The sequence below is a fragment of the Paenibacillus sp. 102 genome (assembly GCF_039549175.1).
Classification (GTDB): Bacteria; Bacillota; Bacilli; order Bacillales; family Bacillaceae_G; genus Bacillus_A.
The window spans coordinates 548,463-562,300 of record NZ_JBCGHT010000002.1 but is presented as its reverse complement, the minus strand read 5'-3'; the positions used below and the strand labels follow the sequence as shown (position 1 = coordinate 562,300).

The window sequence follows — 13,838 nt, the reverse complement described above, 5'->3', positions numbered from 1 at the left end:
ATTCACAGCCTTTTTTATTGAATACATTTTCTTTATCTATTACTATGAATATTTCGGAAAAACGTTTGGGTATCATCTCCATATTTCCTTATAGTTTTACCGAAATAGTAAATAAGCCTAGATTATAATTTACTTGTAATTGTGCCTTACCATTTTTTATTTCTTGGTTCAGGAAATGATAAATCTGTTTAATAGCTTCTTTTATATTATGGAAATGCTAGAAATCAAAATCTTCGTTTTTAGATATAAGCGGTACCTTCAAATTTTCTAATCTAAAAGTGTTACATATCATATGCTGTTTAAACTCAGAGAGAAAATTCTTTATTTAATATAGAGGATAATGCACCATCTTTTTTCAAGCTAGACTATGTAACTATACAAAAAGAAAAACAAAACATAGCATGATAAAAGGAAAAGCCTAAGTCCGATTTCTATTGTTTGAGTGCATAGTTTATATCACTAATTAGTAATGAATAAAAACATCGATCGTGTATAATTAGTCGATTATAAAACTCAAATAATAATAAAAATGTATCTTCATTAATAAAAAACACTTAATTCAATGAACTTTGAAATAGGCGTTAGATAGTGCTATTAAATAATTAGCAAAAAAGTATATATATCTTGTAATTTTAATAGTTAAATATTTTTGTTTTTTGAATTGTAGAATGAATTATATAAGCGAGGGTGAACAATGTGTTGCAAGGATTTTTAAATTTCAAAGGGCAAGAAGTGATACTGACAAAGGATTTATTTAAAAATATTAAAAATAACTTCACCTATGAGTTTTGGGTAAAGCCTCAAAAGGAACTTAACTTAAATTGGGAATTAGATGAAGGAAAGCATAGCACTTCCGGTCAAAGATTCATTATTAGTCCGGGGAAATCTGCAATGGAGCAAAAAGATGAATCGGGCACTGGGATATCAGTTGGAACGAATGGTGTAACGGTATATGAACATAGCCACAATGATGTATTTGCTCTACTCAAATGTGAGATAAAAATAGACGATTGGACTCATATAGCCATTGTTTATGAAAATCAAACTCCAAACTTATATGTGAATGGAGGTTTTGTAAAAAAAGGATTAAAAAGTACGAAGAATAATATCTTTGCATCAGGAAATATTGGAGGATGTGAAGGATACGGATATTTTGAAGGACAAGTAAATCATCTGAGGATTTGGGATTATTCAAAAAAAGAAAAAGAGATTAAGTTCTATATGGATAAATATTTAAATGGTGACGACAAAGGATTAATTTTAAATTTGAACTACGAAAAACCAACGGATATCCAATCTATTTCGAATATAAACGAAGGAGTTGATGAACCATCTTTTTTAAATGATTCTATTCTTGATCAATTTAGTTTAGAAACATTTAATGAAGTAAATTATGTTGAATATAAGAATAACTTATTTCAGAATACTGAAGTAGATGTGATTATACCAATATATAATGGTTATGAATTTACGAAGAGATGTATAGAAAGTATATATGATAATGCAGATCTTAAATTTAACTTATTTTTAATTAATGATGCTAGTACAGATGAGCGAATATACCATTTTTTAGAAAACTTGAAATCCGATAAATCATCTCAAAACTTAAAAAAATTAGTGGTTATACACAATGATAGAAACCTAGGATATGTACAAAGTATTAATAAAGGCTTACTTTTAACAACGAATCACCCCATTTTATTAAATAGCGATACAGAAATTCCACCACATTGTTTTCGGCGTTTAATTAACCCTATTCTAGTAAATAATAAAATTTCATCAGTTACCCCTTTCTCAAATAGTGCTACGATTTGTTCCTATCCTAATTTTCTTCAAGATAATGAATTACCGTACGATATGAATACAAATGAAGTCGATTCATATTTTTCAAAATATATCCTTAACAAAGGGATAGTAATCCCAACAGGTGTAGGCTTCTGTATGGCATTAAATAGAAATGTTATTCATGATATCGGAATCTTTGATGATGAGGTTTTTGGCAAAGGGTATGGCGAGGAAAATGATTGGTGTATGAGAGCTCAGCATAAAGGATATAAAAATATATTGATCCCAAATGTGTTTGTTTATCATAAACATGGTGTAAGTTTTAATCAAATAGATGGCAGTAAACAAGCGTTAATGTCAAGTAATTTAAAAAAATTGCTTGACCGATACCCCAATTATAATAAGATAATACAAAAATTTATAAAGTTGGATCCAATGAAAAATATACGAGAATTTATGAAAAGTGTAATGGCCGCAGATAAATATTCTTATAAAAAGGGTAGATTATTTATCGACCATGGTTTAGGTGGTGGTGCCTCAATCTATCAAGCTAACCATATAAAAACATTAGGCGATGATGAGAGGATATACACACTAATACCTGGGACAGATTATTTAATTTTAACTGATCATAATCATTCTGAACCAATACATTATCATCTTAAACTAAGTAAACTAAATGAAATAAATTTTGAAAAATTATTAAGTGCTTTAAGAATTGATCTAATTTTTATTAATCATTTATTTAAGTATCCAATTGAAAAAATGTTCAGTTTAATAAAACACTCACTGGTGGATTATTATTTTTTTGTTCATGATTTTTATTGTATTTGTCCAAGTTACAATTTAATTAACCACGAAAAGAAATATTGTAATGCTGAAACAAACCCAGAAATCTGTCAAGGGTGTATTGAAAAATTATATCCAAAAGAAACTATTAACATTGAAGATTGGAGAAAAGCGTTTCATTCTTTTTTGGTAGGGGCCAAAAAGGTGATAACGCCTAGTTATAACACGAAAAAAATTCTTTTGAAATATTATAAAGATATCCAGATAGAAGTAAGAGAACATTCCATTGATTCAAAAGTAGCATACACTTTTAATAAGGATTTTTTAAATAAACAAGAATTGAATATTGCTTTTGTGGGGGCAATCGATTTGCCGAAAGGATCAGGCATTATATATGAATTAAAGGATTTAATTGTTGAAGAAAATTTGCCAATAAACTTAAAAGTGATTGGTATAACAAATATTCATTTTAACCCATACAAAAGTGATGAAGGTAAGTTTGAAGTAACAGGAAGATATGAAGTTGATAATTTATCAGAAATATTAGCTGAAAAAGAAATAGCATTGGTGATTACTCCTTCAATTTGTCCTGAAACGTATTCATATACAACAAGTGAAACGATGTTATCGGGTTACCCCATTATTACATTTAATCTAGGTGCTCCTGCTGAACGAGTGAAAAGATACCAATGTGGATGGATTATTGATAATGTAACTAGTACTGAAATATTAAACTTATTAAAAAGATTATTAAAAAACAGAGAAGAAATTAATGAGAAAGCAACAAAATTAAAAAATTTTCAAGAAAGGGATGAATGATAGTAAATATTAATGGATTCAGTAGGCTTATTCCGCTATTTGTGGGCAGTAAGACCCCACCTCAAAGTTCAACAAAAGAAAGAAGTTAGGTGGGGGGAGCGCCCAGTAAAAGCTCGATTAGTGAGGACTAGTAATCAGTGGGGAATAAAGAAAACCTTCACTAATTAAAGTTTTACTTTATAAGAGAAATATAATGTAAGCTACTAAAGGCACGATTATTTTCGATTGAAAAAATAAGAAGGGGTGATGATTATGTCACAAAAGTTTCTCTACTTACCAATTGAATCAAAAACAAGGGAATTAGACGCAAAATTACTCTTAACCTATTATGCAATTAAAGGGAATTATCGAGTTATTCTGGGAACGCATACGCCTATTCTCGCTCATTTGGAGTTATTACCTAAGGGGATTATTTGTTCAAAGGGAACTCCTTATGGTGATGCAAGGAAAGAATATATGGATCACGCATACAAACTAGGCTATTCTATCGTTGAATTAGATGAAGAAGAAGGATTATTTCTTAATAGCAATAATTATAGCCGTCTTGGAAAAGATGATAAGTATGTCAAAATACTCGAGCATGTATATTGCTGGGGAGATGCTCATAAAGAAATAGTTACAAATACTTTTCCTGAATTTAAGCAGAAATTTCATTTAACTGGTCATCCACGGTTCGATCTACTCAAGAAAAAGTTCCGGGGTTTATATAGTGATGAAGTTAAAATGATTGAACAGCGGTTTGAAGATTTTATTTTAGTGAATACAAGATTTACTCAATATAATCACTTTTTAAGAGGATTTAATCCTAATGAACGTTATATAAAGAAGGTATATGAACATTTCATCCAATTAATTAAAGAATTAAGTGGGAAATATCCAAATCTTAATATTGTTGTTCGTCCTCATATTCATGAAAATGTGGATAGTTATCGAAAAGAATTGTCGGATTATAAAAATGTGTTTGTGGCCCATGATGGTAATGTTGTCATGTGGATTTTAGCCTCGAAAGTAGTGATACACAATCGTTGTACGACGGGCATTGAAGCTTTGTTACTTGATAAACCAGTCATTGCTTATATGCCGATTGATTATGAAAAGGAGAGAAAATATTTACCTAATGCAGTTACCCATAAATCAGTAAATAGTAATGAAGTATTCAACTTAATCGACTTCTATTTATCTAAAGGGGAAATGAATGAAGGGAAAAAAATTCTATCAAAAAATTATTATGGGGCCATGGATGAAGAAAACTATGCGTATAAGAATATTATTAGTTTATTAGATAAAATCAGTTTAACGGGTGAAAGCTCTATTGAGGAATCGTCTGTAAGAGCACTCTCTACAATAAAAGGGGACCATACGTTGACTTCAGAGGAAGAAATAAAAAGTTTCTTCAAAAAATTGGATTTAATAGAAATGAATAAAAATGAAGTGAGTATTCGAACATTAGCTCCTGATTTATTTGAAATAACATCTTCAAAAAGTTGAGTTCTTGCTTTCTGTGAAGCTTAAGGTAAATTCCTTAGTTAAATCCCCCCTTGTTATCAAGGGGGGATGGTTTTATAGAATGAAAAATCAATTTTCAAAGAGCGTGTGTTTTTTATAGTAAATCAACCTATGCAGCATTTTGTTTTGAAGTCATTGTTATGAAAAAAATTTACTATTGTTACTTCACTGTGTTTTCTTCAAAAGCATTTTAGCAGTTTAAGGTTTCCGAGAAAAGAATAAAAAAATTTTATTCTTTATGTGTCATGAGCATAGTAAGAAGCGTATTTATGAAAAGATGAAGAATAAAAATGAACCCTAAAGAATTGTATTAATACTACAAAGAAATTTCATTGATACATTGTGGGATTTGAGGATAGAGACAGAAGGGTACCTTTAGATGCTTTGGAAATATGGATATTTCTCTGCTCTTACTTAAAACATCAGGCTACGTTTTAGATTTTTATAGAGGAAAGGGGCAACCTTATGAAAGGAATTATTTTAGCTGGAGGTACAGGGTCACGATTATACCCTATTACTAGGGTGACTAATAAGCACTTGCTGCCTGTAGGACGTTATCCAATGATTTATCACTCGGTTTTTAAGTTAAAAGAATGTGGGATTACAGACATTATTATCGTAACAGGAAAAGAACATATGGGAAATGTAGTTAATTTCTTAGGGAGCGGAACGGATTTTGGAGTTTCATTTACGTACAGAGTACAAGAAAAAGCAGGGGGAATTGCACAAGCTTTAGGGTTGTGTGAGACATTTATCAGTAATGATAGAATGGTTGTCATTCTAGGTGATAATATATTTTCTGATACATTATTTCATTATGTAAAAGGGTATCAGGAGCAAAAAGAAGGAGCGAAAATTCTTTTGAAGGAAGTTGATGATCCTAAAAGATTCGGAGTTCCTGAAATACAGGATGATTATATTATAAAGATAGAGGAAAAGCCAAAGGAGCCGAAAAGTCCTTATGCAGTAACAGGAATTTATATGTATGATGCAGATGTATTTAAGATGGTCAAAAAGTTAAGTCCATCTAACCGCGGAGAATTGGAAATAACGGACTTGAACAATGAATATATTAAAAGAGGTACCTTAACTTATGATGTATTAGAGGGTTGGTGGACTGACGCTGGAACTCATGATTCTCTCTATAGGGCAAATACGCTGGCAAAAGATTTATATTTTGGGAATGGATTTGATAGTACTCTTTAAGAGGTTGGAGATAAAAAAGAAATGCATATTGCAGCTATCGCTGAAGTGATAGCTATTCCATAGGAAATAAATTTTGATATTGTTATCCATTGTATTATTTATACAAAGATAGACTTTGTGGAAACGAACAAGATATGGAGCTGCAAAAGAAATTTTTAGTGAAACAACATAACATTCAACCTTTTTTCGATTTCTACGAGTGAGTTTCGTTGTGGAACATCTTTTTTGTTTCTGAAATTTCCCATCTGTATGTTCCTGGAAAGACGGAGTAAGGAAATGCTTTATAACAAGAAAAAACATCGGTTATCATATCGATGTTTTTTCTTGTTCAAATTTGAAAAGTAAAATTTGCTGCAAATAAGATTAAGTTCAAACATAAGTTATTTGGAACATAATGAATGGCTATTAAGATTTTATTCCGCAAAAGCCCGATTGATGAGGGCTTTCCATCAGTGGGGGATGAAGAAGAACTCCACTGATGGAAGTTTCACTTTATTTTTTAGATAAATTATGTTTGTGATAGAATACGATTTTTATGATTGAATAATATTCATCATTTCTTTTATTCTTTGACCAAATGTATGCTGCTTTATCACTCGTTTTTGAGCCTTTTGAGCAATAACCTGCCTCTTTTCTTTATTATTCATATAGGTAACCACTTTACATAGACAATCTTCATAATCCCGGTAAGATACCATTTCTTCTTCAGTAAAGAAAGAACGAAGATTAGGTTTTTCCTCTATTAGTTGAAAAGCTCCACATGCCGCAATATCAAACGTTCGGTTATTAATACTTTCGCTAATAATTCCAAATGTGTTTTGATTATGCAAGAAACTGTGGCTTCGATGAGGATTTAATACAATGCTGGCCCCGTTGTAAAAATAAGAAACCGCTTTGGGATTCATCCATGTATCTTTAATCAAAACTCTGGGGTTGTTTCTCCACAGTTTTTGTAGTCTATTACGCCATCCTTTTCCAACTAGGCAAATGTGATAGTTTGTATTTTTTAAGAGAAAATGGATGAGATTTATCCTTGTGGGATATGGATATCCTACAAGGAGTAAATCGCTTTTGTATGCGTGTCCCACTAGTAGAGGTCTAAAAGTTGTAGAATCTGTTCCTAACGGTAAATGATAGGCATTTGGATGGACTAATTGATAGTGTTTTAAAGACCCCGTATCAATGGTAAAGATATAATCAAATCTATTAATCATTTGATAAGTCTTATCAAAATAATAAGGGTCCTCAGTCATCCAACATGCTAGTTTAATACCATTTTCTTTAAAGTATTGAATAGCTTGTACAGAAAGATAGTCTCCTAATATACTTAGAACCACCTGTGGTTGAAACGTGGCAACAATAGATTGCAGCTTTTCTATAGGTTCTAATGGATGAAAGGAGATCCATTCACAACCATTATCGTTTAGCCCCGCTTTTATACTGTGATCTAAATAATCGTAAATACCGTGATAACCAGAAGAAATATACAGTAACTTCATTATATATCACCAATTGTAGCAATGATTTCTATTCTTCTGTTGTTATGATGCTTTCAACATTATTACAACTAATTTTTATAATGTTCGTCACACTTGGAGATGGTAAATCTTCTTCTTCTAATGTGACTATGCCAGTCCAGTTATTAAAGTCTATAAGTTTGGCTGGTCCATAAACAAAACCTGATTTACCTACGACCGTTATTATAGTTCCGAGTGGTATGTTGGAGAATTGGCGACAGATGCTACTTTTACATAGTAATAGAACCATAGACAAATGCTCCTTCCTTTTTATCAATTAAGTTGATATTTAATAACACTTATAATATATGTAAATAGATAGATTTTGTGCAGAGAATGTCCGATAAATACACCCTTTATAACAATTTCAATATCCATTTTTGATTAATAAATTTCATATATTTAAAAATCGTGTAACAGACTGGGGAAATTAGGAATCCATTTTATGTATGTATCAAGTTTAGATGAGGCTTAGTACCGGACGTTTCATTTCACTTTTGAATCAGTAATAAAGTAAAGAAGAAATTAAAATTGTACAGGATTCAGCTAGTACCGTGTGGTTATAAACAGCATATATATCATGTTTAAAAAGTAAAATAAGTAAAGAGGTAAGTTTATTCTGCTATTCATGGGTAGTAATGACCGAATTAAAGCTGCATTGTACAAGAAGAGGAGTGATTCTTACTTTGAGGGTACAGGATCAAGTCTATATCCCATGACAAAAGTAATAAGTAATCATTTACTTTCTGTTGGTCCATTAGAAATAACCTATTAAAATAACGAGGAATACTGACCTATATATGTATTCGGGGGTGATGAAGTGACGGAGAGGCTTATAATCCTCTTTGGCGTAGCAATGTACTCTCAAAAGAAATCCAATTCGGAAAGGAATTTGATGAAAAACCTGAATAATGGAGGTGATGGCGGAAATGAACGTAATTGAAACTTTATTCGAGAATGTACACATTGTAGAGCCGGACGTATATAAGGATCATAGGGGGTTTTTTAAAGAAAGCTATAATAAAAAAGTTTTTGAGCAATTACAAGTGCCATATCAATTTATTCAGGACAATATATCAAAATCGGTGGAAGCAGGAACAATAAGAGGATTGCATTTTCAAACAAATCCTAAAGCTCAAACGAAGCTCATACAAGTGATGAAAGGAGTTATATTTGATGTTATCGTAGACTTGCGAAAAGAATCCCCCACATATAAGAAATGGCAAGGATTTATATTAAGTGAATATAATCATCGACAATTACTTGTGCCAAAAGGATATGCACATGGATTTTGTACATTAGTCCCTAATACAATTGTCTTGTATAAGGTCGATGAACATTACGATTTCCAATATGATAGCGGAATACGCTGGAATGATGAAGAATTGCAAATTGATTGGCCGGTTAAATACCCGATTTTGTCCGACAAAGACCAGGAATTGCCGTCTTTACAAGATGGTAATCATAATTTTCATTTTAGGGAGAAACGCACATGAACATTTTAGTAACAGGCGGAGCCGGTTTTATTGGCAGTAATTTTATAAGATTTTTAGTACAGAAATATCCGCACTATAAAATTATTAATTACGATGCATTGACTTATTGCGGAAATTTATTGAATTTAGAAGAGATAGAAGGAAAAAAGAATTACGGGTTTATTAAAGGAGATATTCAAAATAAAGAATTGCTTTATCATGTAATAGATCAATACGAAATTAACAGTATTATTAACTTTGCCGCAGAATCACATGTTGACCGCAGTATTGAAAATCCACAAATCTTTTATTCTACAAATATATTAGGAACAACAACATTGTTAGAAGTTGCTCTTGCAAATCAAATTGAAAAATTTATTCAAATCTCTACTGATGAAGTATACGGTTCACTGGGGGAAACTGGATTCTTTGTAGAGGATACGCCATTGAATCCTAACAGTCCTTACTCCTCTAGTAAAGCAAGTGCGGATTTAATCGCATTGGCATACTGTAAAACGTATGGTTTGCATGTCAATATTACCCGTTGTTCTAACAATTATGGTCCTTATCAATATCCAGAAAAGTTGATTCCTCTGATGATTACAAATGCCTTGGAGAATAAACCTTTGCCTGTATACGGAACGGGTAGAAATATTCGAGATTGGCTTCATGTATACGATCATTGTACTGCTATTGATTTAGTGCTGCATAAAGGGGAAAAAGGAGAAGTATATAGTATTGGCGGAAATAATGAGAAGCGCAACATTGAAATTGTAGAGCTCATTGTTGAACAGCTAGGCGCCTCTAAAGATCAAATTACATTTGTAAAGGATCGGCTAGGACATGATTGGCGCTACGCTATTGATGCTGAAAAGATTAAAAAAGAGCTTGGATGGAAGCCAGTATATACATTTGAAGCGGGCCTTCAGGAGGTTATTCAATGGTATAAACGGAATGAAACCTGGTGGAAGCCTCTAAAATACGGTACATCTTAGTAGAGGGAGAGAGTTATGAAGAAAGTAATCGCGATTACTGGGGCGAATGGGCAATTAGGCAGACAGTTTGCTGAAGATTTACATGGTTTAGGTTATCGGGTTTGTGCTTTAAGCCGAGAAGATATGGATATAACGGATTTTTCAAAAGTTGATCTCATTTTAAGAAAAATAAATCCTAACATTATTATTCATTGTGCTGCATACACAAAGGTAGATTTAGCTGAAACTGAAAGAGAGAAAGCATTTCTTGTAAATGCTTTTGGAACAAGAAATGTTGCTGTAGTAGCAGAGAAGATGTCAGCTAAACTTGTCTATATTAGCTCGGATTATGTATTCGATGGAAAAAAAGATACTGGCTATGATGAGTTTGATACTCCTAATCCGATAAACGTGTATGGAGCCTCAAAATATGCAGGAGAAAGCTTTGTTAAGAACTTTCATTCACACCATTTTATTGTGCGTACTTCTTGGCTTTACGGCAAGTATGGAAATAACTTTGTTGAAACGATGTTGAAGCTGGCAAAATCTCAACTTGGAATTAAAGTAGTGAATGACCAAACAGGATCTCCAACACATGTAAAAGATTTAGTGCAATGTGTGAAAGAATTGATGGAGACAGAACTATATGGAACGTATCATGCATCCAATGCTGGGGCTTGTACATGGTATGAGTTTGCTAGAGAGATATTTTCTTTAAGTGATATAAGCGTTAATACAACACCTATTTCTACGAAGGGATTTGGCGCGGGGGCTCCACGTCCTGCTTATTCGGTTTTAAATCCTTGTGCGCTGCGATTGAATAGACTCAATTTAATGAAACCTTGGCAAGAAGGGCTGGAGGAATATTTGAAAGAAAGGGTAACGGGTAGACTGTAAAGTTCTTATTTGCTTAGTTCCCAAAGTATGCTGCACGAAAAATAATGCTAACTTCTAATGGTAGTTTTAAGAGCGAAGGACAATAGGTCTTCTCAATGTAAAAGGAAAGATATGATCGCGATAGACTTAGCTATTTAATGAAACATCACAGGGGGAATTACTCTATCCCTAACAAATCTAATTTTCATGTACGCTAGTGTTGGTGAATGTCTGTAGTAAAACGTATATGACATGGTGAAAACGGGGAAGGGAACGGATCTTTAATATTATCTTGTTGGTAAAGATAAATATCCATGTGAATTCCATTATTATAGATATAATTCATATATTATAAAGAAATTTAACATTTTGATAACCAAAAGAAGCGGGGCGCATAATTTAAAGAAAAGATTTAAAGATGTGCAAAAAATCAGCATGGAAAATAAATCGAATTCTGAATTTATAGGAGAAGATTAGATGAATAGTAAAAAAATAAGCTTTATATCTTGTGTTAATGATTTTGAACAGTACAAGATAGCGTTACGCCATATTGATTCTTTGAAGGTTCCTCATGGTTATGAGATTGAAACCGTAGCTATCGAAAATGCTACTAGTCTTACATCTGGATATAATGAAGCAATGAGAAAAATTGATGCGAAATATAAAGTTTATCTTCATCAGGATGTTTATATTCTGAACGAGCAATTTATATATGATGTAATTAGATTGTTTGAGAACTATCCTAAACTAGGAATGCTTGGAGCAGTAGGGGGAAAAACAGCCCCAAATGGATTATGGTGGGGGAGTTCAGAAGTATACGGAGATGTATATGATGGTTCTAAAGGAAGAGGTAACTTAGAGTTATTGGCGCATCGTAAAGTAATGAATGATTATGAGCAAGTGAGGGCTATCGATGGTCTAATAATGATTACTCAGTATGATCTTAGATGGAGAGACGATTTATTTCAGGGGTGGCATTTTTATGATATTTCCCATAGTTTTGAGTTTGCAAAGGCTGGATATGAGGTAGGGGTTGCGAAACAAATTAGTCCTTGGTGTTTTCATGATTCCGGTCCTCTAGATTTTACTGGTTATGAGGAAAATAGGAATATCGTTGTTCAAAATTATCCTGAATATGTTTTTTAAAAACAATTGTTATGAGCCTTGTAATAGTTTCATAAGAACTCGACATTGATAAGTAACGTTTTAACTTACACAGTGAAGGATAGCTTATTTACTATGTTATTAGATATAACTGTCAAATGTCACTAGGATAGTTTATTTGATAATTTTACAGGGAAAAGTAATAGATTATTGGATTTAAAACAATGCATTATATCGCATCTTATAAAGCATGGAAAATCGCGTATAAATTTTGATTTTTCGAAAAATAAATAAGTTTATCAACTAGAGAGAAATTTAAATTCAAATAGGAGGTAGCTTATTTTGAACTTTGAAGGATTCTTTGATGTTTGTAATCACCATATGCTTCTAGGATGGGGAATGAATAAAGATAGAGACGATCAAGTTATAAATTTTGATATATATGATTTTGATCAACTAATTGCAACAGTACCTGCTGATCAATTCCGTGAAGATTTATTAGTACTTGGAAAGGGAAACGGCCATCATGCTTTTCTATACCCAGTTCCGTGGTATTTAAAAGATGGTAAAGATCATGTAATTAGTGTGAAAATTTCAGGAACGAATATGCATGTAATGGGAAGTCCTAAAGTATTAGAGTATGATGTTTTTACAAAACAACGTATTGAAGTTGCAAGGGATTGTTTACACGGAATAGGTATTGAGATAGGTGCGCTGCATAGTCCATTACCAGTAAGAGGTTTAGGTGGCATCCAATCTCTCAAATATGTCGATAGAATGGATAAAGAAAGTTTACGTAAGTATTATCCGGAGTTAAATAATTATGATCTTGTAATGGTAGATATTATTGATGATGGAGAAAAATTAACCACAATAGACGACAACTCGTTAGATTTTATCATATGTAATCATATGTTAGAACATTGCGAAGATCCGATTGGAACAATTAAGAACATTATGCAAAAGTTAAAGGTTGGTGGAGTGGTTTATTTAGTAATTCCTGATAAACGATCTTGCTTTGATAAGGATCGTGAATTAACGTCGTTTGAACACTGTGTGCAAGATCATCTGCAGGGGCCGGAAACCTCTAGATATAATCATTATCTTGAGTGGGCTAAACTTGTTAATAAAGTACCTGAAGAAGAAATCATAAGTGAAGCAAATGAATATATGACAAAGGAATTAAACATCCATTTCCATGTATGGGATTGCTATAGTTTTTATGAATTTTTAGTTAAAACGACAGTATATTTGAATAATAGTTTTAATATTGAAAAATATGAAAAAAACACAGCAGAAATCATTACTGTATTAAGAAAAAAATAGATTGATTTCATATTCCCTTCATATATTTTAATGAAACAATGTGTAGTCGAGCATTAAGGTGTAAATAGAATATTTAGCTGTACTAAATAAGGATGATATTTATATTTTTTTTTATTGATTATCTATTTGGAAATGGATGACCTATTACCATAGTTTACAGCGAAAGGATATCTATTGTGATAAAAATAGAAAGATGAAAAAAGAGAGATGAAGGGAAATTTTAATAACAATGTTGGATATCATGTTGGATTTTTACTTAAAATGTAATTTATGGGTTTTATAATTTACTTTAAACCGTATTAACAGTTTTGGTGATAGCTATAAATTGTGTGGAAGTAAAAGTAATTATTTATTTTTTTATGAATATATTGGAAGTGGTCTGGGGTGAATATGTTCATTGAGTGTTTTTGTTGATAAAGTAGCATTGTAATAACAAGGAACTTTGAATGACGGATTATATA

At 32.0% G+C, this 13,838-nt stretch carries 10 protein-coding genes; 8 read left to right on the top strand and 2 right to left on the bottom strand.

The features are described from left to right. The first annotated feature begins 696 nt into the window (after positions 1-696). From AAIE21_RS08820 to AAIE21_RS08810, 3 genes are all read left to right on the top strand, one after another. Entirely contained in the window at positions 697-3,393 is a 2,697-nt protein-coding gene (locus AAIE21_RS08820) for a glycosyltransferase (RefSeq protein WP_343266415.1), read from the top strand. 252 nt (positions 3,394-3,645) lie between these two features. Beyond that, a complete protein-coding gene (locus AAIE21_RS08815; protein WP_343266414.1) occupies positions 3,646-4,881 on the top strand; it encodes a surface carbohydrate biosynthesis protein in 1,236 nt (411 codons plus the stop codon). Positions 4,882-5,364: 483 nt separating this feature from the next. Beyond that, the gene (locus AAIE21_RS08810; protein ID WP_343266413.1) at positions 5,365-6,105 is read left to right on the top strand and encodes a sugar phosphate nucleotidyltransferase; all 741 of its coding nucleotides are present in this window, start codon (positions 5,365-5,367) and stop codon (positions 6,103-6,105) included. Positions 6,106-6,638: 533 nt separating this feature from the next. On the opposite strand, the gene AAIE21_RS08805 is transcribed toward AAIE21_RS08810, so the two are convergent. After that, a complete protein-coding gene (locus AAIE21_RS08805) occupies positions 6,639-7,604 on the bottom strand; it encodes a CgeB family protein (protein ID WP_343266412.1) in 966 nt (321 codons plus the stop codon). 28 nt (positions 7,605-7,632) lie between these two features. Continuing rightward, a complete protein-coding gene (locus tag AAIE21_RS08800; protein ID WP_343266411.1) occupies positions 7,633-7,872 on the bottom strand; it encodes a CGEA protein in 240 nt (79 codons plus the stop codon). Positions 7,873-8,551: 679 nt separating this feature from the next. On the opposite strand from AAIE21_RS08800, the gene rfbC reads away from it, so the two are divergent. From rfbC to AAIE21_RS08775, 5 genes are all read left to right on the top strand, one after another. Further along, the gene (rfbC, locus tag AAIE21_RS08795) at positions 8,552-9,118 is read left to right on the top strand and encodes a dTDP-4-dehydrorhamnose 3,5-epimerase (protein ID WP_343266410.1); all 567 of its coding nucleotides are present in this window, start codon (positions 8,552-8,554) and stop codon (positions 9,116-9,118) included. After that, positions 9,115-10,092, top strand: a complete 978-nt coding sequence (gene rfbB / locus AAIE21_RS08790) for a dTDP-glucose 4,6-dehydratase (RefSeq protein WP_343266409.1) — start codon at positions 9,115-9,117, stop codon at positions 10,090-10,092. Before rfbC ends, rfbB begins: the two co-directional genes overlap by 4 nt. Before the next feature lie 15 nt (positions 10,093-10,107). Next, positions 10,108-10,968, top strand: a complete 861-nt coding sequence (gene rfbD, locus AAIE21_RS08785) for a dTDP-4-dehydrorhamnose reductase (RefSeq protein WP_343266408.1) — start codon at positions 10,108-10,110, stop codon at positions 10,966-10,968. Between the two features lie 456 nt (positions 10,969-11,424). Next, entirely contained in the window at positions 11,425-12,093 is a 669-nt protein-coding gene (locus AAIE21_RS08780) for a glycosyltransferase family protein (RefSeq protein WP_343266407.1), read from the top strand. Between the two features lie 300 nt (positions 12,094-12,393). After that, a complete protein-coding gene (locus AAIE21_RS08775; RefSeq protein WP_343266406.1) occupies positions 12,394-13,377 on the top strand; it encodes a methyltransferase domain-containing protein in 984 nt (327 codons plus the stop codon). The last annotated feature ends 461 nt before the right edge of the window (positions 13,378-13,838 follow it).

What these genes read in the sequence shown, in the direction of transcription:
- AAIE21_RS08815 (WP_343266414.1), top strand. Translation starts at nt 3,646, where the DNA reads ATGTCACAAAAGTTTCTCTACTTACCAATTGAATCAAAAACAAGGGAA.
- AAIE21_RS08810 (WP_343266413.1), top strand. Translation starts at nt 5,365, where the DNA reads ATGAAAGGAATTATTTTAGCTGGAGGTACAGGGTCACGATTATACCCT.
- AAIE21_RS08805 (WP_343266412.1), bottom strand. Translation starts at nt 7,604, where the DNA reads ATGAAGTTACTGTATATTTCTTCTGGTTATCACGGTATTTACGATTAT.
- AAIE21_RS08800 (WP_343266411.1), bottom strand. Translation starts at nt 7,872, where the DNA reads ATGGTTCTATTACTATGTAAAAGTAGCATCTGTCGCCAATTCTCCAAC.
- rfbC (WP_343266410.1), top strand. Translation starts at nt 8,552, where the DNA reads ATGAACGTAATTGAAACTTTATTCGAGAATGTACACATTGTAGAGCCG.
- rfbB (WP_343266409.1), top strand. Translation starts at nt 9,115, where the DNA reads ATGAACATTTTAGTAACAGGCGGAGCCGGTTTTATTGGCAGTAATTTT.
- rfbD (WP_343266408.1), top strand. Translation starts at nt 10,108, where the DNA reads ATGAAGAAAGTAATCGCGATTACTGGGGCGAATGGGCAATTAGGCAGA.
- AAIE21_RS08780 (WP_343266407.1), top strand. Translation starts at nt 11,425, where the DNA reads ATGAATAGTAAAAAAATAAGCTTTATATCTTGTGTTAATGATTTTGAA.